This is a genomic window from Pseudomonas weihenstephanensis (assembly GCF_016812185.1).
Classification (GTDB): domain Bacteria; phylum Pseudomonadota; class Gammaproteobacteria; order Pseudomonadales; family Pseudomonadaceae; genus Aquipseudomonas; species Aquipseudomonas weihenstephanensis.
This window is the reverse complement of record NZ_JAAEBV010000004.1, coordinates 227,253-250,482: the sequence shown is the minus strand read 5'-3', so window position 1 is coordinate 250,482 and position 23,230 is coordinate 227,253. Positions and strand designations below refer to the sequence as shown.

Genomic DNA, 23,230 nt, shown 5'->3' with positions numbered 1-23,230 from the left:
CTGTGGGTGCGTTGAAACATCGTTGTCATACCGGCTGATTAAGGTGGCTGCCAAAACCGTCGTGAGTGCAGGCAGCCATGAACCTATTACAAGAAGACCAACCCACCGATCTTGAGCACATCGTCGGCCTCAGCCGTCGCGGTTTTATCAGCGCCGGTGCCTTGTGCGGAGCCGCTATGTTTTTGGGTGGTGGCCTGCTGAGCCGCAGCGTGCTGGCAGACGGCATCCGTGCCGCTTCCAGCACGTTGCTGGGGTTTCGCAGCATTGAGGCTGCCACCACCGATAGCATCACGTTGCCGCCCGGCTACCGCTCATCGGTGTTGATCAGTTGGGGCCAACCGCTGCACAGCGACGGCCCTGCCTTCAACCCCGACGGTAACGGCACCGCTGCCGAGCAGGAAGTCCAGTTTGGCGACAATAACGACGGCATGAGCCTCTTCGCTTTCCCCGATGACCCGAACCGTGCCCTGATGGCCATCAACAACGAATACACCAACTACCGCTACCTTTACCCCCACGGCGGTCAGCCAACTTCAGCCGAAGAGGTGCACAAAGCGCAGGCCAGCGAAGGCGTGTCGGTGATCGAGATTCAGCGCAAGGGCGACCGTTGGCAGTTTGTGCAAGGTTCGCCGTTTAATCGACGCATTCACGGCAATACCCCGATTCGCCTGAGCGGCCCGGCTGCCGGGCATGCCTTGCTGCGCACCCGGGCCGATAACAGCGGGACGCTGGCGCTGGGCACGTTCCAGAACTGCGCCAACGGCAAAACCCCGTGGGGCACCTACCTGACCTGCGAAGAAAACTTCACGGACTGTTTTGGCAGCACCGACCCCCAACACCGCTTCGACGCCGCGCAAAAACGCTACGGCGCCGTTGCCGCCAGCAAAGACATCAACTGGCACCTGCACGACCCGCGCTTCGACCTGGCGCACAACCCCAACGAGCTAAACCGTCACGGCTGGGTGGTGGAAATCGACCCCTTTGACCCGCAATCGACCCCGGTCAAGCGCACGGCGCTGGGCCGCTTCAAGCACGAAAACGCCGCACTGGCACAAACCGCTGACGGCCACGCCGTGGTGTACATGGGCGACGATGAGCGCGGCGAGTTCATTTACAAGTTCATCAGCCGCGACAAAATCGACCAGCAAAACCCCCAAGCCAATCGCGACCTGCTGGACCACGGCACCTTGTATGTCGCCCGCTTCGACAGCGGCGACAGCAACCCGGACCGTCCCAAAGGCCAGGGCCAGTGGATCGAGCTGAGCCACGGTAAAAACGGCATCAACGCGGGCAGCGGTTTTGCCAATCAAGCTGAGGTGCTGATTCACGCGCGTCTGGCGGCCAGCACGGTGGGTGCCACGCGCATGGACCGCCCGGAATGGATTGTTGTCAGCCCTAAAGACGGCCAGGTGTATTGCACGCTGACCAACAACGTTAAACGCGGTGAAGACGGCCAGCCGGTGGGCGGTCCCAACCCGCGCGAGAAAAACGTTTATGGGCAGATCCTGCGCTGGAACGAACACAACCACGAGCATGGCGCGATGAGTTTCGACTGGGACCTGTTCGTGGTGGCAGGCAACCCGGCCGTGCACCCCAAACAGCCCAAGGGCGGCTCGGCCAATATCACCGCGCAAAACATGTTCAACAGCCCCGACGGCATGGGGTTTGACGACGCAGGACGACTGTGGATCCTGACGGACGGCGACGTCAGCAACACCGGTGATTTTGCCGGTATGGGCAATAACCAGATGCTGTGTGCCGACCCGGCCAGCGGTGAAATTCGTCGCTTCATGGTCGGGCCGGTCGGCTGTGAAGTCACTGGGATCAGCTTCTCACCGGATCAAAAAACCCTGTTCGTCGGTATTCAGCATCCGGGCGAAAACGGCGGTTCGACATTCCCCGAGCACCTGCCCAACGGCAAACCGCGCTCATCGGTGATGGCCATCAGCCGCGAAGACGGCGCGATTGTCGGTAGCTGATCAAACGCCTACGGATTTCCATCGCCCTCTGCCATCCGGTCTGCGCTAACATGCATGGCCGGACGCGGCAGCCTGCTGCGCGCAGGAGTCAGCATGTCTCATCCGTTTGCAACACTTACCCCTGATCTGGTGCTCGATGCCGTCGAAAGCATCGGTTTCCTCAGCGACGCCCGCGTGCTCGCGCTCAACAGCTACGAAAACCGCGTGTACCAAGTCGGTATCGAAGACTCGCAGCCGCTGATCGCCAAGTTCTACCGGCCCCAGCGCTGGACCAACGAAGCCATCCTCGAAGAGCACCGCTTCACCTTCGAACTCGCCGAGTGCGAGGTGCCGGTGGTAGCGCCGATGATCCATAACGGCCAGAGCCTGTTTGAACACGCGGGGTTCCGCTTCACGTTGTTCCCTCGCCGGGGTGGCCGCGCGCCAGAACCGGGCAATTTGGACCAACTGTATCGCCTCGGCCAACTGCTCGGGCGCCTGCATGCCGTGGGTGCCACTAAACCGTTTGAGCACCGTGAAGCGCTGGGTGTGAAGAATTTTGGGCATGACTCGCTGACGACCCTGCTCGAAGGTAATTTCATACCGCGCAGCTTGCTGCCTGCCTACGAGTCGGTGGCCCGTGACTTGCTCAAACGCGTCGAAGACGTGTACGCCGCCACGCCGCACACCAACATCCGCATGCACGGCGATTGCCACCCCGGCAACATGATGTGCCGCGACGAGGTGTTCCACATCGTCGATCTGGACGACTGTCGCATGGGGCCTGCGGTGCAGGATCTGTGGATGATGCTGGCCGGTGATCGGCAAGAATGCCTGGGGCAGTTGTCGGAACTGATGGACGGCTACAGCGAGTTCCATGACTTCAACCCCCGCGAGCTGGCGTTGATCGAACCGCTGCGCGCCCTGCGCCTGATGCATTACAGCGCGTGGCTGGCGCGGCGCTGGGACGATCCGGCGTTTCCCCACAGCTTTCCGTGGTTCGGCACCGAGCGCTATTGGGGCGATCAGGTGCTGGCGTTGCGCGAGCAGCTGTCGGCGCTCAATGAAGAACCGCTGAAGTTGTTTTGATACGCCGCAAAGGGCTGCAAAGTAGCCCTTTGCGCGCCTCTTCGCAGTCCTGGGCAGCGACTGCAACATGCGCTGCACGCTGACCGTCACGCACGACACCTCTGTAAAACCTGCTTACACTCTCGTCCTCCACTGTGTCCATCTGTTGCCTGAGCAAGGATCCACCATGCAAGCCGCCAACCCGCGCCACGGGTACATTCTGGGCCTGAGTGCCTACATCATCTGGGGCCTGTTCCCGCTTTACTTCAAATTGCTGGCCAGCGTTCCTGCGGCTGAAATCATCGTCAACCGTGTGCTCTGGTCGGCGCTGTTTGGCTCGTTGCTGTTGCTGGTATGGAAGCACCCCGGCTGGTGGCAGGAACTGCGCGACAACCCCAAACGCCTTGGCGTGCTGACGGTCAGCGGCCTGTTGATTGCCGCCAACTGGCTGACTTACGTGTGGGCGGTCAATAACGACCGCATGCTCGAAGCCAGCCTGGGCTATTACATCAACCCGCTGGTTAATGTGCTGCTGGGCATGTTGCTGCTGGGCGAGCGCCTGCGGCGTCTGCAATGGATTGCCGTGGGCTTGGCCGCCGTCGGTGTGGCACAGCAAGTGTGGCAAGTGGGCAGCCTGCCGTGGGTGTCGCTGGTGTTGGCGCTGACCTTCGGCTTTTATGGCTTGATCCGTAAACAGGCACCGGTCAAGGCGCTGCCGGGGCTGGTGGTCGAGACCTGGATTCTGGTGCCGATTGCCATTGGCTGGTTGCTGATGCACCCCGAAGCCAACAGCGCACACGCCGAGTTTTGGTCCAGCTCGCAAGCCTGGCTGCTGGTCGCAGCAGGTCCGGCGACGCTGATCCCGTTGGTCTGCTTCAACGCCGCCGCACGGCATTTGCCTTACACCACGCTGGGCTTCATGCAGTACCTGGCGCCCACCCTGGTGCTGATTCTGGCGGTGGCGGTGTATGGCGAACACTTGTCCCACAGCACCTTGATCGCGTTCATGTTCATCTGGGCCGGTTTGGTGGTGTACAGCATTGATGCGTGGATCAGCCTGCGCCGGCGTTAATCCTCAGGCTGCAACTTAAGCTCCACCAGCATCTCATCGGCCAGGGTTTCCAGGCGCTCGCGCAGCACCTCCAGCGAGAGCGTCAGCGGCACCGCCAAAATGGCCTCGGCGTGAAACAGTGGCTCGTTGCTCATGGGCGCGAGCCGCACTTCGGTCACTAATCGCTCCAGGTTCACGCCCAACCCGGTCAGCACCCGCGTAATCTCGCGCACAATGCCGGGCCGGTCGTTGCCCACCAATTGCATTGCGATGGGCTTCCAGGTGCAGGATTGCTCGATCCCGCTCTCGGCCACCAGCACCCGAATGCCTTCCCCCTCAAGATGTTTGAGTGCGTTGACCAACTCGTCATGGGCTTCGGCCGACACCCCCAGCCGTACGATGCCCGCGAACTGCCCGGCCATGCGTGACATGCGGCTCTCCAGCCAATTGCCGCCGTGCTCGGCGATGCACTGCGCAATGCGTTCAACCTGCCCGGCTTTGTCCGGGGCAAAGACCGTAATCACAAGATGGTTCATGGCACACGCTCTCTTATTAAAGGTCGGTTGAGTATAGGCAGCCGCCGTACTGGCAGGGGAGCGTTGGCTCGCGAAGGCACCCCCCGGCGTTTATACATACCGGGCAGGTCGCTAAACGGCTTAGAAACCAGATCAGCAAACAACAAATTGTGTACTGTTTTTAGAATTATCTGGAACAACCTGTGCATTTCTTGAGAACATCCCATTCTTCTACGTGACCACTGCGATAAAAATGGTCGTAGAACGACGTGATTAGTCTGATTTTCACATCTGCAAGTGATCATGTAGTATGCCTCGGCGACCACTACATAATTTGCAACAAGGTCCGCCAAAGCGTCTGCACTACCCCGTACAACCCCGCCAGCATGAGCCACGCGGTGTTTTAAGAAGCGCTCCAGGCTTTAAATAAAAATGAGTGAGGCAAGCAATGACTGAACACGTTCACGTCGGTGGCCTGCAGGTCGCCAAAGTCCTGTTCGACTTCGTAAACAACGAAGCTATCCCCGGTACCGGTTTGACCGCCGACCAGTTCTGGGCCGGTGCCGACAAGGTTATTCACGACCTGGCACCCAAGAACAAAGCACTGCTCGCCAAACGCGATGATTTGCAGGCGCGGATCGACGCCTGGCACCGGGCTGCGGCCGGCAAGGCCCATGACGCCGTGGCTTATAAGGCCTTTCTCCAAGACATTGGGTATTTGCAGCCAGAAGCCGCAGATTTCCAGGCAACGACGCAAAACGTCGATGACGAAATCGCCCGCATGGCGGGTCCGCAGTTGGTGGTGCCGGTGATGAATGCGCGCTTTGCCCTCAACGCCTCGAACGCTCGTTGGGGTTCGCTGTATGACGCGTTGTATGGCACCGATGCCATCAGCGAAGCCGATGGCGCGCAAAAGGGCAAAGGCTACAACAAGGTGCGCGGCGATAAAGTCATCGCCTTCGCCCGTGCCTTCCTTGACGAAGCCGCGCCGCTGGCCAAGGGTTCACACGTTGATGCGCTTGGCTACGCCGTGGTCAACGGCGCCTTGCACGTCGCCCTCAAGGACGGCACCAGCAGCGCTTTGCGTGATGCCGCGCAATTGATCGGTTACCGCGGTGAAGCTGGCGCCCCGACCGCCGTGCTGCTCAAGCAAAACGGCTTGCACTTCGAAATCCAGATCGACGCGACCAGCCCTGTCGGCCAGACCGATGCGGCGGGCGTCAAAGACGTGCTGATGGAAGCTGCGCTGACCACCATCATGGACTGCGAAGACTCCGTGGCCGCCGTCGATGCTGACGACAAAGTGGTGATCTACCGCAACTGGCTGGGCCTGATGAAGGGCGACCTCAGCGAGCAGGTGTCCAAGGGCGGGCAAACCTTCACCCGCACCATGAACCCGGACCGCGAATACACCGCGCCCAACGGCGCCCGCCTTAGCTTGCACGGTCGCTCGTTGCTGTTCGTACGCAACGTGGGTCACTTGATGACCATCGATGCGATCCTCGACAAAGACGGCAACGAAGTGCCCGAAGGCATCCTTGACGGCCTGCTGACCAGCCTCGCGGCGATCCACAGCCTCAACGGCACCGCCACGCGCAGCAACAGCCGCACCGGTTCGGTGTACATCGTCAAACCGAAAATGCACGGCGCCGAAGAAGCTGCGTTCACCAATGAGCTGTTTGGGCGCATTGAAGACGTGCTCAACTTGCCACGCAACACGCTCAAAGTCGGGATCATGGACGAAGAGCGCCGCACGACGGTCAACCTCAAGGCGTGCATCAAAGCCGCCAGCGAACGCGTGGTGTTCATCAACACCGGTTTCCTGGACCGGACCGGCGACGAAATCCACACCTCGATGGAAGCTGGCCCGATGGTGCGCAAGGCTGACATGAAAGCCGAGAAGTGGATCAGCGCCTACGAGAACAACAACGTCGACGTCGGCTTGAGCACTGGCCTGCAAGGCCGCGCACAAATTGGTAAAGGCATGTGGGCGATGCCCGACTTGATGGCGGCGATGCTGGAGCAAAAAATCGCGCACCCGCTGGCGGGCGCCAACACCGCGTGGGTGCCGTCGCCGACGGCTGCTGCGCTGCACGCGCTGCATTACCACAAGGTCGACGTGTTCGCGCGTCAGGCCGAACTGGCCACGCGCACCAAAGCCTCGGTAGACGACATTCTGACCCTCCCGCTGGCCGTCAACCCGCAGTGGACGCCTGAGCAGATCCAGAACGAACTGGACAACAACTCGCAGGGCATCCTGGGTTATGTGGTGCGCTGGATCGATCAGGGCGTGGGCTGCTCTAAAGTGCCGGACATCAATGACATCGGCCTGATGGAAGACCGTGCAACGCTGCGTATTTCCAGCCAGCACATCGCCAACTGGCTGCGTCACGGCATCGTCAATCAAGCTCAAGTGATGGCCAGTCTCAAGCGCATGGCGCCGGTGGTTGACCGCCAAAACGCCAATGACCCGCTGTACCGTCCTCTGGCGCCCGACTTCGACAGCAACATCGCCTTCCAGGCAGCCGTCGAATTGGTCATTGAGGGCACCCGCCAGCCTAACGGTTACACCGAGCCGGTGCTGCACCGTCGTCGTCGTGAGTTCAAGGCCAAAAATGGCCTGTGAATAAGCGTTAACGCGCAGTAACAAAAAGCCCCGGCGAACTGCCGGGGCTTTTTATTGTGCGCTCGCCACACTTCAGTCGGCAGCTCATGGGGAGCTATTCGATGTGCAGTTCGCGTTTGATCAGCGCGGTCAGTTTTTCGGTATCAATGGGCTTGAGCAGAAAATCGAGCACGCTCAAGTGCATGCCATCAATGGCATCTTTTACCTCGGCATTGCCCGACATGATGATCACCGGCATGTTCGCCCGCTCGGAGCGGCGAAGCTGGCGGATCAATTCCAGGCCGTCACCGGGCGGCATGCGCAAATCCGTCAGTAGCAGGGCAACCGATTTATCTGACTCCAGCGTGTGCCAGGCTTGCTGCTGACCAGCGGCCTTGATGCACTGAATGCCATGCAACTCCAGCAGTTCGCTGAGCAAGTCGCGCGCCAGTTGATCGTCTTCGACGATCAGTACGCGCTGTGCAGCTCGGGCACGAATGGGGGCTTTCATGACTTCGCTCAGCGCCTCTCGCTCGGCGTCGCTCAAAATGTCGTGTTCGGTCATACGGTTCTCAAAACGGCTTTATTCAGTCTGTTATCCCACCGATGCAGTCAGCTATTCCTAGGCTGTGCCCCAATGTGCGCCCGCAAGGCTGCATTTCCAAGTCTTGCAACACAATAAACGGACCTGTTTTCTGTGAGGTAATTCAAAAATATCAGTAGGCCACTATCCCCATAGACTTACGTCCAATGGGCACTTTGGCGCAGACAACCGAGCATGACTTGCATTACGACGACAGGGTGCAGCGCCCCGGCATAACAACAACGGTCAGACATGCGGTAGCGGTCAATGAGTAAATCGGATGCGTTTCTCCAGGCAGGAAAGGCTGCGGTGTTGCAGAACATTCACGGCACCATGCAGTTTTTGCAGCGATTCCCGCCCTTCAATCACATGGAAAACACTCACCTGGCGTTTTTGGTCGAGCAGTGCCAACTGCGCTTCTATGGCCCCGGTGAAAGCATCATTCGGCCTGCGGACGGCCCGGTCGAACACTTTTACATCGTCAAACAAGGCCGTGTGGTGGGCGAGCGCACCCATGTCGGGCGCCAGGAAGCCGAAACCACGTTCGAGATCACCGCAGGCGAATGCTTCCCTCTCGCCGCGTTGCTGGGCGAACGTGCCACCCGCACCGAGCACCGCGCCGCTGAAGACACGTTTTGTCTTCAATTAAACAAACCCGCGTTTATCAAATTGTTTGCCTTGTCTGACGAGTTTCGCGATTTCGCCCTGCGCGGGGTCAGCAGCTTGCTCGACAAGGTGAACCAGCAGGTTCAGCAAAAAGCTGTCGAAACCCTCGGCACTCAATACTCCCTCAATACCCGTCTGGGCGAATTGGCCATGCGCCACCCTGTTACTTGCCTGCCTGGCACCGCCTTGCGCGAAGCCGTGCGGCTGATGCACGAGCAACAAGTGGGCAGCATTGTGATCGTGGATGAGCGCAAGGCGCCGCTGGGGATTTTCACCCTGCGCGATCTGCGCCAGGTGGTCGCCGACGGCACGCAGGACTTTGCGCAAGCCATCGACCAGCACATGACGCCGGGGCCGTTTTACCTGACGCCCGACCACACTGCGTTCGATGCGGCCATCGCCATGACCGAACGGCACATTGCCCACGTCTGTCTGGTGAAGGATCAGCGCTTGTGCGGTGTGGTTTCAGAGCGTGATCTGTTCTCACTGCAACGGGTTGATCTGGTGCACCTGGCCCGCACAATCCGCCACGCACCACGGCTTGAGAGCCTGATCAACCTGCGGGGCGAAATCGGTCAATTGGTGGAGCGCATGTTGGCCCACGGTGCTTCGTCGACCCAGATCACCCACATCATCACGCTGCTCAACGATCACACGGTGTGCCGCGTGATCGAGCTGGTACTGGCCGAAAAAGGCGACCCCGGCGTGCCGTTCACCTGGCTGTGTTTCGGCAGCGAAGGCCGTCGCGAGCAGACACTGCACACCGACCAGGACAACGGCATTCTGTTTGAAGCCGCTGATGCTGTGCAGGCCGCCGAGATTCGTCAACGCCTGCTGCCCATCGCGCAGTTGATTAACACTCACCTAGCAGCCTGCGGTTTTACCCTGTGCAAGGGCAACATCATGGCGGGTAACCCCGACCTGTGTTTGTCACGAGCCGAATGGGCGCGACGCTTTGCGGCGTTTATCCGCGAAGCCACGCCTGAAAATCTGCTGGCCTCCAGCATCTATTTCGACCTGCGGGCGGTATGGGGTGACGACAGCGGGTGCCAGCAACTGCGCCGCGGCATTCTGGAGCAGGTCGCCGACAATCGTCTGTTCCAGCGCATGATGGCGGACAACGCCTTGCGCCATCGTCCGCCAGTGGGGCGCTTTCGCGAGTTTGTGCTGGAACGTAAAGGCAGCGAAAAAGCCACCCTGGACCTTAAAGTGCAGGGTCTGACCCCGTTTGTGGACGGTGCACGCTTATTGGCGCTGGCCCATGGCGTGGAGGCCAACAACACCCTCGAACGCTTGCGCCACTTGGTGACGCAGGGCGTGATCGAGCCGCTGGACGGGGCGGCCTATGAAGAGGCGTATCACTTCATTCAGCAAACGCGCATGCAGCAACACCAATTGCAAACCCGTGAAAACCGCCCGTACTCGAACCGGGTCGACCCGGACAGCCTCAACCAGCTCGACCGGCGCATCCTGCGTGAAGCGTTGCGCCAGGCGCAGCGCCTGCAAAGCAGCCTGGCGCTGCGGTATCAGCTATGAGCCTGCTGTCATGGCTGTTGTCGCGCAAAAGCCCGGTCTTGAGCCTTGAGCAGCAACAGCGCCTGCTGCAACTGCCACCCTCGCCGGGGCTGCGCGACACCTCGTTGCGCCATCAACGTTGGGTGGTGGTCGATCTGGAAACCAGCGGCCTGAACCTTAACCGCGACCAAGTGCTGTCAATCGGTGCGATGGTGATTGAGGACGGGGCGATTGATCTGGGCCAGGCGTTTGAACGCACCTTGCGCCGCGCCCACAACCCGCTCAGCCCCAGCGTGCTGCTGCATGGATTGGGGCCTGAAACGATTGCCGCCGGGTGTGAGCCGGCCGATGCCCTGCTCGATTTTATGGCGTTTGTGGGGGACAGCCCGTTGCTGGCGTTCCATGCGCCGTTTGACCAGCACATGCTGGGCCGCGCGTTGAAAGACAGTCTGGGTTATCGCTTGCAGCATCCGTTTATGGACGTGGCAGCGCTGGCCCCCATGCTGTGCCCGCACGCCGATTTACGCGAGGCGGGGCTCGACCACTGGATCAAGCATTTCAACTTGCAGGTCGAGGACCGCCACAACGCCAGCGCCGATGCCCTGGCCACCGCCGAACTGGCGCTGATCCTGTTCAGCCGTGCGCGCGCACAGGGGCTGGATAGCCCGCTGGCGCTGCAACAGCGGCTCAATCAATGGCAGCGGCGCAAGCAGGTGCACAGTTTTTAAAAGCGGTATTGCGCCCCGGCCCCGGCGTACCACGAACGGCCCGGCGCAGCTTCGTAGAAGCGGTCATTGCCGTCGGCCACAATCACCGAACCTACGTATTGGCGGTCCAGCAGGTTGTCCAGTCGCAGGGTTTGGTGGAAGGTCCAGTGTTCGACGTTCTGCTCAAAACGCGCACGCCAGTTGAACACGCTGTAGGCCGGGGCGGCTTTCTTGCTGTTGGTGTCTTCAACGTAGACCTTGCTGCGGTACATGCCCTCGACGGCGGTGCTGACCCAATCTGCGGGTTTCCAGTTCACTTCGGCAAACAGCGTGGTTTGCGGCACGCCGGGCAGGTAATTGCCTTTATCGACAGTGCCTTTGCTGCTGCTGAAGTCGCTGTCGTAAGTGGCTTGCAGGCGGGTGTAGGCCAGGGTGGTGGTCCAGTGTTCGCTGAGCTGGCTTTCGACGCCCAGCTCAAACCCTCGGCGCAAGGTGCGGCCGGCGTTTTGGTAGCTGGTACGTCCGCCCACCGAACCTGCGACCACCAACTCGTCTTCGGTGGTGATCTGGAACACGGCAGCGTTGATTCGCGTGTTGTAGACCTGAGCTTTCAACCCCATTTCATACTGGGTACTTTCAGAGGGCTTGAGTCCGAAGTTGAAGCCTTCCTGATTGCCCGGCGCATAGGCTAACTCAGCTTGAGTCGGTGTTTCGAAGCCTTTGCCCGCGCTCACATAGCCATGCAGTTCTGGTGTGAAGGCGTACATCACACTCATTGACGGCGTGGCCTTTTCGTAGCGTTTGGTGCCGCTGGCGTCGCCATTGCTCAAAAAGTGATCGTCGACGTCCATTTCCATCGTGCTGTAGCGCAAGCCTGCTTGCAGGGTCCAGTCTTCGATGGCCCAGTTGGCTTGTACGAAGGGGTCAAGACTGCGAGCAGTATCGGCTTCGTCGCGGCGCATTTCGCCTTTAACGCCCAATTGCGCCCCGTTGTAGTTTTGGTAGCCGTGCCGGTTGTCACGGCTCTGATCAAAGTCCACGCCGCTGATGATAATCAGCTCACCTGGCGCGCTCGTGATGGGCTGAATCCAATGCACATTGGTGCCGTAAAACTTGCGATCGAATTGCACAACACCGCCACCCCGTGCATTTGCCGGATTGAGCGTTTGGGTATTACCGATGTATTTGGGAATCGCCAAATACTGAATCACGCTGCGCGTCCCGGTATACGCATTGACCTGCAAGGTCGCGTCGCCAAAGTAGCGCTCGTAATTCAAACCCAGTTGTTGATGGTCAATGCTTTTACGCGTGTTGTAGGTAATGGCATTGGGTGCAACTGAGCGTGGGTCCGCTTTGTAGGCTTCCCAACTTTGTCCCAGCGGATCTTGCGTGCCGTTCTGCTCCAGGCTGCTGTAGATCAGCGCCAGTTTGCTGTCCTCGTCGGGTTTGAAGTTGAGCTTGGCGAAGGTCTGGTCGCGGCGGGCGGCGCTGTGGTCGCGGTAGCCATCGGTGTCCATGCGTGAGGCGTCAAGCACAAAGCCCACGTCATCGGCCGCGCCTTCAGCCGTGAGGTGGTTTTTACTCATGCCGTCACTGCCGATCAGTGTTTCGGCGCCGATGCGCGGCGGGCCTTCGCCATCGCGCGAGAACATTTGAATCACTCCGCCCGCGTTGCTGCCATACAGCGTCGCAGCGGGGCCGCGCAGTACTTCGATGCGCTCGGCGGTGTCCAGGTTGAACGTTGCCGCCTGACCCTGGCCATCCGGGGTGCTGGCCGGAATACCATCGGCAATCAATTTGATACCGCGTACACCAAACGCCGAGCGCGCGCCAAAGCCTCGGGATGAAATTTGCAGGTCTTGTGCATAGTTCTGACGGTTTTGCACCACCAGCCCCGGCACCCGGGACAGTACTTCGGACGCGTTAATGCCCAGTTGGCCGTCGCTGATTTGCGCCTGGTTGATGCTGTCAACCGAGTACGGCAGATCAAAACTCGGGCTGGCGCTGCGTGAGCCGGTAATGACGCTTGGGTCGAGTTCCAGCGGTTCAGCAAAGCAGATAGGCGTCAGGCAGAGGCTGGGCACAAAAAGGGCAAGGCGAGCGGGTGCAAAAAATTTCATGGGGGGTATTGGAGTTCCGTGGGACGCGACCCGTCTTGGGCGACGGGTATCAGGCTAGCAGAGGGCGCGCAGTTTAGCGGCTCAAGCGCCTTATAGCGGTAAAAAAGGCAGATGCACAGGCTCTGAGGGTATTTCTGTTGGAGTTTCACGTTAGGCCTAAGAGGCGTCTTACACAAGACCCAGAAGTCATGACCTAGGAGGGGATTTATTTCACATGCTAGGTTGCCTTCTCTCTCGGAAGGGCACCTGTATGACTTATAAGAATGTGCTGTTGTGCGCGGTATCTGTGATGTTGGGCGGATGTGGGTCTGCGCAGACGCTCTTCAGTTATGACGAAACAATCCGGCGCACGCTCAAAAAAAAACACACCTATTGTGAGTCCATTCCGCGGTTGTACAGCGGTGTAGCGTTTGACCTGTGTGTATTGAACGCACTCCCTAATACATCGAGTGGTGTACCCGTCGGTTTTGTGCCGATCTTCTTCTTTGATGTGTTTGCCTCTGCAGCTGTCGATACAGTGGTTTCGCCTTACACACTGTATCGACAGTATAAATATGGCAGCATATTGCTGAGGTCTTACTAGCGTTTGGGCTGGTAAAGAGAACAAATACGCTTCCAGTGCTTGTTAGTTTGCAGATTGCAACCCTCTCGCTTTCAGGTCCCTAATTAAACCCTCCAGGTAGTCATAGCGCTTGAGGTGGATGTCAGGCCAATTGGGGTGATCGATAAACACTGCGCCGTTATCGAGCTGGATGCGTGTGCGCACGATTTGTTGATTTTTGGCGCGATGGATCAGGTAGGGGCCTTCGGATGGAATATTTTCCAACATGAACGTGCCAGGTTTATTGAGTTTTGACTCAATCTGCGGCGTATTGAACGGCGGTAATTTTGGTTTTGTACCGGCAATTTCGACCTCTAGCCAGTAGTCATTTTTTAATAGGATGTGCTCACGCTGCCATATGCTCGGCGGTATGACCTCGGCGATGTTCTGGCGCAGACCGAGGGAGTTGTTCGGTGCTGCATCTGAGATACGCACACCTATTGCGCCTTCCAGTTCGGCTATTCCCGGGACCCCTTGATAGGTGTTTGCATGGCTGTTACCGGTGAGGGCAATCCATTTTTTATTGGGGTTTGCTGCCAGATGGCCCCTGATCACCTGCGATGCAAAATAGCTGAACATTTCAGTGCGGTTCAGGTCAGGAAAGCGAGTCGGCATGCCTCTAACGTGATAACTGGCTGTACAGTCCAGGGCTTTGATCGGGATGCGCTGCTTTACAGCCTCGCGGACCAATTTGCTGTAGGTGAACTCACTCGAGGGGTCGATCTGGTGTCCGACATCCTGGGACGTTAAAAAGTCGTCCAGTGCGGGGGGGATTTTTTGAGTAGTGAAAAAGTCATCTAGCATGGACTGATGAGTATCGGTTTGCAGGTGCTCCAGAAAGAGCACGCCGACTTCACTTTTTTTGAGCGCGCTCATCTGTGTGATCAATATTTTTTTCGCGGATTGTTGCGAATGCGCTTCGCCTAAAATCACACCTTGCGATTGCTCGAACAATTTTTTGAACAGGTCATCGGGCGTGACGGACTGTGCCAATGAAGGGCGAACGGCTCGTGGTTTAGGCTCAGATGCCTTGAGAAACGTCTGGGCGTCCGTCAGTAATTTAGCCCTGAGGGTTTTGAAGGTCTGGCTGGCCTTTTGAAGCTCAGGACTGGGTGATACATAGTCGACGTGCAGGAGTTTGTCGTTCCCTGCGATGAGTTCCTGAACAATGGCGCGGTGCTCTACAGGTAGGTCGTAGGCGCTGTATGAGATGTTTGTGGAGCGTGCAGGCAATTGAGTTTTCTCGCGGACCAAGGGTTCCCAGTGCTTTTCGGTACTGGACAGACGATGCTTGATTTCCCAGTGCCCTTGCGTGCGCCTCAGTTTGTAACTGGCGCTGCTGGAACCTGCGGGCATTTGCAGGTACCAGTGGCGGCGTAGCCAGCCGGAGTAGACCTCGAAGACAATGCCGCCCTGCTCGATATAGTTCAGGTTGGCGACCCGATAGATGCCTTGGGCGTCAGGTGTTTTTCCGCTGAGCGAGACACTCGTGACTTTTGCACTGTCTATGACACGCTCGATGCCGCTCCTTTGCGTGAGCTGGGGCGATGCCGGGTGCACGTCCCATTTGCCTGCCGACAGCTCGTTTACGGGCACGCGGCGCTGGGCATCAGGGGCTCTCTCGTCGCTCACTCGCCAGATCTCGTCCAGGTTGTCATAGCGGCTGCGGTACAAATTGCCCTTACTGTCTTTAACGTAATACGCCGGTACGCTACCGCCGTTTGAGGGGCCTTCGTATACACCTGCGCCATACTCGTGACCGGTGCGAAGTTTGAGCGATTGCGGGGAGGGTGAACTGGCCGCATTGGGATTGAGTGTGGCCGCGGGTTGTCTGGCTCGCTGGCGAATAGAGCGGCTAAACACCGAAGAACCGGCAAAGTCCGAAGCACCATCGGTGAGATGGCTGATGGCCCCCATCCAGTGCAGTAAGGCTTCGTATTTTTCATCCCGTTGCAGGGCGTCATAGACGAATGTCAATTGGTAGATGAAGCGCGCAGCCACAATGGGCAGCAGTATTTTGGTGGGCAACACAAACGATATGACATCAAGCAACGTCAGCGCCGTCTCTTTGGCCGTGTTGAGGTTGCTCTCATAGGTGGAGGTCGATTGTTCGTCAGCATCCCTGAGCGTATACGAGACCTCTGTGTCGTAGGACGCTTCGAACGCGTGGTGATGGATCATTTGCAATCGAACGTTGCTGTCGGTCAGCCCCTTATTGAGCAGAGGTTTGATATAGGCCTGCTGTGCTGAAGTCACCTTGTTCTCGACATAACTGTGAAAAATCGGTTGGGACAAAAGGCGGGCCAAATCATTACGTGAGCTTGCCACGGTAAACCAATTGTTGTTCGGCGCGTCAGGGTGGTAGCACAACAGGTGGGGAGCCCCTGTAGAACTGAATACCAGCAGGCCCGGCAGCGAATGGTAGCGCAACATCAGTAGATGGACTTTTATCTGAGCCCCTTGAATCAAGGGGCGGTTTTTTTCAACCGGATGGTCCAATACCGCTTGTACCCAGGCAGCATTACTCTCCGTCAGCGCACCTGACAGGCGTGCTTCAATCAGGTCCAGTTTTAGTTGTGCAGTCTTGAGGGCGACGTACCGCTCTTTGCGCCAGTGTGCTTGCTGCGAATTCACCAGCAGATGATTAAGTCGGGTTTTGTAGCGTTCGCCAATATCGAGTTCTCGCACCAGGGTTTTGATGTAGCTTGGCGTCAGAACGAGATGTGGGTGCCCCTTGGCGTCGGTGATACGTGCAGTCAAGGCAAAGGTGATGTCCCATACCCCGACGTTGGAGAGCGCCAGTTCGCTGAGGCTCAGAGTGGTGGTTTTATAGGTAATTGAAGGTCCGGTCCGCGGGATGCTGGAACCGGCGGGGAACCCAGAACCGCCGATAGGGTAAATCACTGGGCCTGTTTGCAAGGCTTCAGTGGTGGAGATGAAGATGAAATCGGGATCGACCTCGATGTTACGGTCGGCTTTGATCCGTTCTTTAAGCTGCTGGCGTGCGTACCCCAACAGTGTGTGTTTTTGCCCGCTTTGGGTGATGGATTGTGCCAGGCTGGTCTCGGATGCCCGTTGTTCATGGATGAGTTTTTCGACCGCCAGTCGCCACTGACTTTTATTGGCGTCGCTCGCCGTTTTGAGCCAGTTCGGGAGCTGGCTTTCCAGCAGTCGGGTATAGCGAGTCCGTAAAATACCTGCGGGTTTTAACACGATGCTTGAGTCCAGTGACTGCTCTACGTGCTCGGACAGTTGCGCGATGCTCTTGTCTTCCTGGCGTGCGACCGCCACGGACCAGGCATGGCGCATGTCATGCTTTTGCTTGTCGATCAGTTGATCGGCGTAAAAGGTTTGAGCAGAGGCCTCCTCGACCGGGCTGAGGTCCACATGATGATGGGCAAGGGCGCGCACACGGTCTTGCTCCAGCACGCTCTCGAACAATGAGTCGCGCTGGTAGGTGTCCGCAAGCCGCGCACTCAGCTCCTGGGTCAGCGCCGACAAGGAGGCGAATGACTCCAGACCCTGGGTGGGGGTGAAAAGCACTACTGTGCGCGGCGAATCGTCTTGCACCACTCGCAGCGTTAAAGAGTCGGTTGATTCGGTAGGCAGGTTTTTCGTGGTGATCACAAAAATGCCGTGCAAAGGCAGGGCCGCCAGTGAGTTGTTCCCGTTGAGGGTCAGCGTATAGAAACCGAACGTGGCTTGTGCGGACGGCTCTTGGGTTGGGGGAAATACCTGATTGACCGCATTCAGAGCCGCCGTATCCAGAGTTTTGTCGTCATGACGCACAGCGGCTTCGGCGCGGATCATGTTTCTAACATAGTGCGATAGCCAAGCTTTCGGGGTCAGTGAATTAAACTCACTCTGCGGCTTTTGCCAAAATTCGATGAGCGCATCGCGCAGGCAAATCTCAAGGCTAAACGTGGTGTCGGCGAGGAATTTTTCAAGCAGATCCACGGTGATCTCACGGGCCTGATCCTGCTCGGCCAACGTGTGGGCGTAGTGATAGACCTTGGTTTTACCTTGCACAAAGGTGGGTACCTTTTGTTCGAGATAGCACTGATCGATCAGCATGCTCAGCGTTTTGCTGGTGATGAAGGGCGTTTGCCCCGGCTCAGGTGGGGCTTGTTCATTGATGAAAAGCAGGTCGGTGCAAACGTCCTCTGCCAGCGTCGGGAAAAACTGACGCAGACGATGCTCCATGGCGATTTCCAGGTCTGGCAGGTTATTGCGCAGGGTAAGCAGTTCTTTAGCGGCGTTCGTGAGCAATGCCAAGTTGTCAGGCATAGGGGGCGTTCCTGTTGTGGAGGTGGGTGCGAGATGCACACCAATGCGTCATCACAGGAAATCGCAAAGTGCAGGGGGGCTGGGCTTATATATGTATGCCGTGGGGGAGGGATTACGCCGCGAGGCGTGCCATGAGCCGTCAGAGCAGGGCGTGGCAAATCGCGCTGGGTCATTACCGCGCTCTTTACGCTATAATCGCGCCCTTTAGTTGTTTCTGCGCGTTGCGCGCAGCACACCCTTTTTTCAGGCGCCTGCCGCCTGCCTGCATTCAAAAGAGGCACAACCTGTGGCATTGACGATTCTTGGCCTGTCCGGCGCCCTGAGCCATGACCCCTCCGCCGCCCTGTATATCGACGGCAAGCTGGTCGCGGCAGCGGAAGAAGAGCGCTTTGTACGTGATAAGCATGCAAAACACCGCATGCCGTACGAATCTGCAAAATTTTGCCTTGAACAAGCGGGTATCAAGCCTTCCGACGTTGACGTAGTGGCGATCCCATTCGCCCCGATCAGCTTGTTCGGTGAGGCGCGCTGGCACTATGCCAAGCGTTACTGGTATGCCCCGGATCGCGCCCTGGATGCGATTTTGATGGGTAACCGTCGCTACAAGCGCTATCGCAACAAGATTGTGTGGTGCCTTGAGCAACTGGGTTTCGATCCGAAAAAAATCAAGATCGAGCCGGTTGAACACCATTTGGCTCACGCCTCCAGCGCTTACCACTGCTCGGGTTTCAAAGAGAAAACCGCGATCCTGGGCATCGACGGTAAAGGCGAGTACGCCACGACCTTCTTCGGTTATGGCGAAAACGGCAAGATCACCAAGATCAAAGAGTTCTTCGACCCGGATTCCCTGGGCGGCCTTTACGGTGCAATCACCGAGTTTCTCGGTTTCGAGATGCTGGACGGCGAGTTCAAGGTGATGGGCATGGCGCCGTACGGCGACGCCAGCAAGTACGATTTCTCGCGCCTGGCCTCGTTCGAAAATGGCGAATTGGTGATCAACACCGAATACGCCAACGTCATCGGCCTGCGCCGCTACAAAGAGAAGGGCAAAGGTTTCTACTTCTCGCCAAAACTGATCGAGTGGCTGGGTCCCAAGCGCGAAGGCGATATCGCCGACGAGCCGTATATCCACTACGCGGCCAGCATGCAGGCACTGTTCGAAAAACTGTCGTTGCAGATGATCGACTACTACCTGGGCGACGTGCTTAAAGAAACCGGCAAGCTGGCCTTTGCCGGCGGCTGCGCGCTGAACGTCAAGCTGAACCAGAAGATCATTGCCCGTCCAGACGTCAAAGAGCTGTTCGTGCAACCGGCGTCCGGCGATGCAGGCACCGCTGTCGGCGCCGCCGCTTATGTGTCGCACGCCCGTGGCGTACCGGTCGAGAAGATGGAACACGTCTACCTCGGCCCTGCGTACAGCAACGAAGACGTGATCGCGGCTTGTGCCCGTCATCCTGGCAAACCGGCGTACCGCAAGATCAGCAACACCCCTGAAAACATCGCCAAGATCATGGTCGACGGCAATCCGGTGGCCTGGTTCCAGGGCCGCATGGAGTTTGGCCCGCGTGCCTTGGGCGGTCGTTCGATCATCGGCTGCCCAAGCAGCTCGGGTGTGGCTGACCGCATCAACGAACAAATCAAGTTCCGCGAGCGCTGGAGGCCTTTCTGCCCTTCGATGCTCGACACCGTGGCCCCGCAAATGATCAAGGTCGATCACCCGGCCCCGTTCATGACCTTCACCTTTGAAGTGGCGCAAGAGTGGAAGACCCGCGTGCCAGAGGTGGTGCACGAAGACGGCACCTCCCGTGCCCAAGTGCTGGAGCGTCAATACAACCCGCGCTACTACGACATGATGAAAGCGCTGGAAGTGCTGACCGGCAATGGTGTGTCACTCAACACCTCGCTCAACCGTCGTGGCGAGCCGATGGTGTGTTCGCCGACCGACGCCCTGAACATGTTCTTCGGTTCTGATTTGCAGTACCTGATCATGGAAGACATTTTGGTAGTCAAAGACGGCGCGGATGCTTATGACTCGCTCGACTGAGCGTCATGTGTTGCAGTTCTGTCACGGCTATGACGGGCCGTTTCTGGACTGCGCCCGTCAATACGCCAGCCTATTTGCAGGCACCGGGTACAAGGTCACCACGGTCTTTTTGACCGGGGCGGCTGACCCCCAGGTTGCAGCGGGCTGCGGGTCGGACGACGTGCTGTTCATGGAGTTCAGCTCCAAGGCCATTCGTGGCCTGAAGCTGGGCGCCATCCGCGAACTGCGCAAAATTGCGGCCTCGCGCGATTTCAGCTTTTGCATCGCACACCGTTTCAAGCCGATTTACGTCGCGTTGTTGGCCACTGATTTGCCGGTGATCGGCGTGCACCATGCGTTCGGCGATTACCAGCGTCGCAGCCGCAAGCTGTTCGCCCACTTGTTTCGCAAGCGTTTGAGCCTGCTCGGCGTTTCGGATGCCGTGCGTGATGACTTGCGCAAGTGCCTGCCAAAATGGCCAAACGGGCGTATCAGTACGCTTTACAACCGGATCGACATTCAGGCGGTGCAAGCCAGCCAGGTGCCGCGCGCTGAGGCGCGTGCCGACCTTGGGCTGTCGGCTGACGGTTTTGTGATCGGCAACGTTGGGCGTCTGCACCCTGATAAAGACCAGACCACGCTGATTCAGGGCTTTGCCAAGGCACTGGCGCACCTGCCCGCGGACAGCCAACTGGTGATCATGGGCAAGGGCCGTCTGGAGCAGGACCTCAAGGAACTGGCGAAAGAACTCGGCGTTGCCGAGCAGGTGAAGTTTCTCGGTCAAGTGCCCGATGCGCGCTGCTACTTCCGTGCGTTTGATGTGTTTGCCCTCAGCTCCGACCATGAACCGTTCGGCATGGTGCTGCTGGAGGCGATGGCCGCTGGCGTGCCGTTACTGGCCACGGCCTGTGGTGGCGCCAAGGAAGTGGTCGAGGGCGTGGGCATTCTGTTCCCGCTGGGCGACGCAGATCATCTGGCTCAGGGCCTGCAACATTTGGCGCAGCTCGATGATGCGCAGCGTCTGGCCTGTGCCCAATTGATGCTGGCGCGCCTGCATGACCGTTTTAGCGATCAAGCGGTGCGCGATACCTTCTGGCAGTTGCCGCAAGTCACCGACCTGACTGCGGGGGCCTGATGCTTAATCGATTTCAGGGCTGGCGCGAGCGCGGCTGGCAGGCGGTTGACGCTGACACTTATGCCCATGCCTGGCAGCGTTTTGGGGGCAGCGTCGCCACCCATCCGCAGGTCATTGAGCGCCTGGCGCACTTGGCGGGTATCCCGGTGCGTTATTTAGCCTGGGAGCAGGGCGCTGAACTTAAAGCCGCAATCGCGACGTGGGGCCGCGACTTGGCACTGTCCAAGGACGTGCTCAAGCGCCACGGCAAAAAAGGCCTGTTTGATCTGGGCAATGCCGAGTTGATTTTGCCTGCGGCCGATGATGCAGCAGCGCCTTTACGCCATCGTGGGCGTTACTTGTCACAACTCAACGAGGGGCGTTTCAGTACCTTAGTCGCGCAAACCGAACAGTTGGCGATGGCACGCACCCCCGAAGAGCTGTCAAAGAAATTTCGCTATAACCAGCGCCGTGAACTGCGCTTACTCGAAGAGGCGGGCGGAGTCATACGCCCGGCGTCTGAGTTTTCCAGCGTCGAGTTGTCGGCCATTTATTGCGATTTATTTCTGCGGCGCTGGAGCTTTGTGGCCACCGGAGCCGAGCGTATGGCTGAAGTCATTGAGCTATTACGCGAGTTTTTGATCGGCTCGGTGATCTTCCTCAACGATGCGCCCATTGCCATCCAATTGGTGTATCGGGTTGAATCGCCGCAATGGATCAGCGTTGAGTACGTCAATGGCGGCGTCGACCCCCAAACGCGTGCTTTCAGCCCCGGCAGCGTGTTGAGCTTTATCAACACCCAGTCGGCCTGGGAGCAGGCCCGCAGTGTTAACAAGCCGCTGCGTTTCTCGTTCGGCCGCGCTGACCGCGAATACAAAGAGCGCTGGTGCAACCCGGTGCCCGTCTTCAAAGTGTGATGTCGTCCCGGTAGGCGCGAGCGCTCGCAATGGGGCCATGCTCGCGCCTAAAAGGGCAATCAGCCAACAAGAGCCAAGCCATGAGCCGCAAACAACAACTCCTCAAGCGCCATCGACGCAATAAACGCATCAGCCTGGTGATCGGTCTGCTGTTACTGATTGCTTGCGGTGTGCTGGTGGCCTGGTGGTTGCCCCTGCTGCTGGCGGTGGTGGGCTGGATCGCCCATGAAGCGTGGTTTGCCGACCATCTGTTTTATGCCCCCAAAGACGACTATCAATACCGTTTTGCGGCCGACACTCAGTGCCCTGATGTGCGTCTTGAAGGTGGACGCGTGCTGCTGCAAGCGCCGCTGAGCCTGGCGGGTGACGAAACACTGATTCTGGCGCTCAAGGTGAAAAGTGGCGTGCTGGGGCGGTTTTTCGACCCGTTTGTACAGTTCGCCGACGATCGGCAAACATTCGAGCGCGGCGTCAATGGCCTGCGTTATCTGAACCTCACAGGTTGTGCTCAGGCGTTGAGCGGCGGTGAGTTGTCGCTGCGCGGGCGCTTTTGCCGTGTAGCGGGCCAGCCCCAACTGTGGGTTTTGCCTCAGCCGGACTACAGCGAGCAGCGGGTCATGGTCATTGCCCCGCATGCCGACGACGCCGAGCTGGCTGCGTTTGATTTGTACAGTCAGGCCAAAGAAGCCTGGATCGTGACGCTGACTGCGGGTGAGATCGAAGCGCAGCATTACCAGCAGATGGGGCTGGAGCCAGCGCAAGCGGCGCGTCTCAAGGGTCGCCTGCGTGCTTGGGACAGCGTGGCGGTGCCGCGCTGGGCCGGTGTGCCGCAAGCCCAATGCGCGCAGCTCGGTTATTTCTGCCTGCAATTGCCCGCCATGCAGGCGGCCCCTGAGCAGCCGATCCCTTCACGCGAAGCCGACCTGACCGATACCCGCCTGTTTCGCCAGTTCAACAGCGTGGCGCTGCCGGGTGATGAGGATGGCGCGCCGACCTGGAACAATCTGCTGGCCGACCTGCGGGCGTTAATCCTGCGGGCCAAGCCGCAAGTGATCGTGCTGCCGCATCCCGCCATTGATCCGCACCCCGATCATATCTGCGCGCATTCGGCGGTCATTGAGGCGCTGCAAGGCTTGGCGTGGCAGCCGGACACGTTGCTGGGCTACGCCAACCACTTGCATGACAACGACCGTTGGCCGATGGGCAACAGCGGAGATGGCATTGCACTGCCACCGGTGTTCGATGCCTCACTCACGCTGCGTCCGTATAGCCGGGTATTGAGCCTTGAGCGACAGCGCGACAAAGCGATGGCGCTGGGCATGATGCATGATCTGCAACCGCGTGCAGCGCTCAAGCGGCGTGTGCGGCGGTCGATACAAAGGCTCTTGGCTGGCAGAAAGCCATCACCTTACGGTGAGAACGAATTTTTCCGCAAAGCGGTTCGCCGACATGAACTGTTTTGGCACCTTAAATAATAAAAACACCGTTTTCAGGGGCATA

The 23,230-nt window shown here is 58.6% G+C and carries 15 protein-coding genes; 11 read left to right on the top strand and 4 right to left on the bottom strand.

What is annotated here, in order from left to right; genetic code table 11:
• Positions 1-77: 77 nt before the first annotated feature.
• The 3 genes from GYN01_RS14700 to rarD all read left to right on the top strand — a co-directional run bounded on the left by GYN01_RS14700 (position 78) and on the right by rarD (position 4,098).
• Positions 78-1,979: a PhoX family protein gene (locus GYN01_RS14700; RefSeq protein WP_203307357.1), complete on the top strand. Its 1,902-nt coding sequence runs from the start codon at positions 78-80 to the stop codon at positions 1,977-1,979.
• A gap of 93 nt (positions 1,980-2,072) precedes the next feature.
• On the top strand, positions 2,073-3,047 hold the full coding sequence (locus tag GYN01_RS14695) for a serine/threonine protein kinase (protein WP_048364492.1): 975 nt from the start codon (positions 2,073-2,075) through the stop codon (positions 3,045-3,047).
• A 166-nt stretch (positions 3,048-3,213) separates the two neighbouring features.
• Positions 3,214-4,098 carry an EamA family transporter RarD gene (gene rarD / locus GYN01_RS14690; protein WP_048364491.1) on the top strand — a complete coding sequence of 295 codons (885 nt, stop codon included), beginning with the start codon at positions 3,214-3,216 and terminating at the stop codon, positions 4,096-4,098.
• Here the strand turns inward: rarD and GYN01_RS14685 are convergent.
• Complete coding sequence (locus GYN01_RS14685; RefSeq protein WP_048364490.1) at positions 4,095-4,613, bottom strand: glycine cleavage system transcriptional repressor; 519 nt, start codon at positions 4,611-4,613, stop codon at positions 4,095-4,097. The two genes, rarD and GYN01_RS14685, sit on opposite strands and share 4 nt — an antisense overlap.
• Before the next feature lie 427 nt (positions 4,614-5,040).
• On the opposite strand from GYN01_RS14685, the gene GYN01_RS14680 reads away from it, so the two are divergent.
• Positions 5,041-7,218, top strand: coding sequence for a malate synthase G (locus GYN01_RS14680; protein ID WP_048400543.1), 2,178 nt, complete (start codon positions 5,041-5,043; stop codon positions 7,216-7,218).
• Between the two features lie 94 nt (positions 7,219-7,312).
• Here GYN01_RS14680 and GYN01_RS14675 read toward each other — a convergent pair whose 3' ends face one another.
• Positions 7,313-7,762 carry a response regulator gene (locus tag GYN01_RS14675; protein ID WP_048364488.1) on the bottom strand — a complete coding sequence of 150 codons (450 nt, stop codon included), beginning with the start codon at positions 7,760-7,762 and terminating at the stop codon, positions 7,313-7,315.
• 285 nt (positions 7,763-8,047) lie between these two features.
• Between GYN01_RS14675 and GYN01_RS14670 the strand changes: the two genes are divergently transcribed.
• Together GYN01_RS14670 and GYN01_RS14665 are read left to right on the top strand one after the other, a co-directional pair.
• Positions 8,048-9,982: a putative nucleotidyltransferase substrate binding domain-containing protein gene (locus GYN01_RS14670; protein ID WP_048400542.1), complete on the top strand. Its 1,935-nt coding sequence runs from the start codon at positions 8,048-8,050 to the stop codon at positions 9,980-9,982.
• The gene (locus tag GYN01_RS14665) at positions 9,979-10,689 is read left to right on the top strand and encodes a 3'-5' exonuclease (RefSeq protein ID WP_048400540.1); all 711 of its coding nucleotides are present in this window, start codon (positions 9,979-9,981) and stop codon (positions 10,687-10,689) included. Before GYN01_RS14670 ends, GYN01_RS14665 begins: the two co-directional genes overlap by 4 nt.
• On the opposite strand, the gene GYN01_RS14660 is transcribed toward GYN01_RS14665, so the two are convergent.
• Positions 10,686-12,788 carry a TonB-dependent receptor family protein gene (locus tag GYN01_RS14660; protein ID WP_203307356.1) on the bottom strand — a complete coding sequence of 701 codons (2,103 nt, stop codon included), beginning with the start codon at positions 12,786-12,788 and terminating at the stop codon, positions 10,686-10,688. The genes GYN01_RS14665 and GYN01_RS14660 overlap by 4 nt on opposite strands.
• A 214-nt stretch (positions 12,789-13,002) precedes the next feature.
• Between GYN01_RS14660 and GYN01_RS14655 the strand changes: the two genes are divergently transcribed.
• The gene (locus tag GYN01_RS14655) at positions 13,003-13,371 is read left to right on the top strand and encodes a YceK/YidQ family lipoprotein (RefSeq protein WP_338053168.1); all 369 of its coding nucleotides are present in this window, start codon (positions 13,003-13,005) and stop codon (positions 13,369-13,371) included.
• A gap of 42 nt (positions 13,372-13,413) precedes the next feature.
• On the opposite strand, the gene GYN01_RS14650 is transcribed toward GYN01_RS14655, so the two are convergent.
• Complete coding sequence (locus tag GYN01_RS14650) at positions 13,414-17,676, bottom strand: membrane-targeted effector domain-containing toxin (RefSeq protein WP_203307355.1); 4,263 nt, start codon at positions 17,674-17,676, stop codon at positions 13,414-13,416.
• 286 nt (positions 17,677-17,962) lie between these two features.
• On the opposite strand from GYN01_RS14650, the gene GYN01_RS14645 reads away from it, so the two are divergent.
• The 4 genes from GYN01_RS14645 to GYN01_RS14630 all read left to right on the top strand — a co-directional run bounded on the left by GYN01_RS14645 (position 17,963) and on the right by GYN01_RS14630 (position 23,205).
• Positions 17,963-19,720, top strand: a complete 1,758-nt coding sequence (locus GYN01_RS14645; protein WP_048364753.1) for a carbamoyltransferase family protein — start codon at positions 17,963-17,965, stop codon at positions 19,718-19,720.
• Positions 19,704-20,834, top strand: coding sequence for a glycosyltransferase (locus tag GYN01_RS14640; protein ID WP_048364483.1), 1,131 nt, complete (start codon positions 19,704-19,706; stop codon positions 20,832-20,834). Before GYN01_RS14645 ends, GYN01_RS14640 begins: the two co-directional genes overlap by 17 nt.
• Positions 20,834-21,730 carry a GNAT family N-acetyltransferase gene (locus GYN01_RS14635; RefSeq protein ID WP_203307354.1) on the top strand — a complete coding sequence of 299 codons (897 nt, stop codon included), beginning with the start codon at positions 20,834-20,836 and terminating at the stop codon, positions 21,728-21,730. The genes GYN01_RS14640 and GYN01_RS14635 overlap by 1 nt, the downstream gene beginning before the upstream one ends.
• An 80-nt stretch (positions 21,731-21,810) precedes the next feature.
• Entirely contained in the window at positions 21,811-23,205 is a 1,395-nt protein-coding gene (locus tag GYN01_RS14630) for a PIG-L family deacetylase (protein ID WP_203307353.1), read from the top strand.
• The last annotated feature ends 25 nt before the right edge of the window (positions 23,206-23,230 follow it).

What these genes read in the sequence shown, in the direction of transcription:
- GYN01_RS14700 (WP_203307357.1), top strand. Translation starts at nt 78, where the DNA reads ATGAACCTATTACAAGAAGACCAACCCACCGATCTTGAGCACATCGTC.
- GYN01_RS14695 (WP_048364492.1), top strand. Translation starts at nt 2,073, where the DNA reads ATGTCTCATCCGTTTGCAACACTTACCCCTGATCTGGTGCTCGATGCC.
- rarD (WP_048364491.1), top strand. Translation starts at nt 3,214, where the DNA reads ATGCAAGCCGCCAACCCGCGCCACGGGTACATTCTGGGCCTGAGTGCC.
- GYN01_RS14685 (WP_048364490.1), bottom strand. Translation starts at nt 4,613, where the DNA reads ATGAACCATCTTGTGATTACGGTCTTTGCCCCGGACAAAGCCGGGCAG.
- GYN01_RS14680 (WP_048400543.1), top strand. Translation starts at nt 5,041, where the DNA reads ATGACTGAACACGTTCACGTCGGTGGCCTGCAGGTCGCCAAAGTCCTG.
- GYN01_RS14675 (WP_048364488.1), bottom strand. Translation starts at nt 7,762, where the DNA reads ATGACCGAACACGACATTTTGAGCGACGCCGAGCGAGAGGCGCTGAGC.
- GYN01_RS14670 (WP_048400542.1), top strand. Translation starts at nt 8,048, where the DNA reads ATGAGTAAATCGGATGCGTTTCTCCAGGCAGGAAAGGCTGCGGTGTTG.
- GYN01_RS14665 (WP_048400540.1), top strand. Translation starts at nt 9,979, where the DNA reads ATGAGCCTGCTGTCATGGCTGTTGTCGCGCAAAAGCCCGGTCTTGAGC.
- GYN01_RS14660 (WP_203307356.1), bottom strand. Translation starts at nt 12,788, where the DNA reads ATGAAATTTTTTGCACCCGCTCGCCTTGCCCTTTTTGTGCCCAGCCTC.
- GYN01_RS14655 (WP_338053168.1), top strand. Translation starts at nt 13,003, where the DNA reads ATGCTAGGTTGCCTTCTCTCTCGGAAGGGCACCTGTATGACTTATAAG.
- GYN01_RS14650 (WP_203307355.1), bottom strand. Translation starts at nt 17,676, where the DNA reads ATGCCTGACAACTTGGCATTGCTCACGAACGCCGCTAAAGAACTGCTT.
- GYN01_RS14640 (WP_048364483.1), top strand. Translation starts at nt 19,704, where the DNA reads ATGACTCGCTCGACTGAGCGTCATGTGTTGCAGTTCTGTCACGGCTAT.
- GYN01_RS14635 (WP_203307354.1), top strand. Translation starts at nt 20,834, where the DNA reads ATGCTTAATCGATTTCAGGGCTGGCGCGAGCGCGGCTGGCAGGCGGTT.
- GYN01_RS14630 (WP_203307353.1), top strand. Translation starts at nt 21,811, where the DNA reads ATGAGCCGCAAACAACAACTCCTCAAGCGCCATCGACGCAATAAACGC.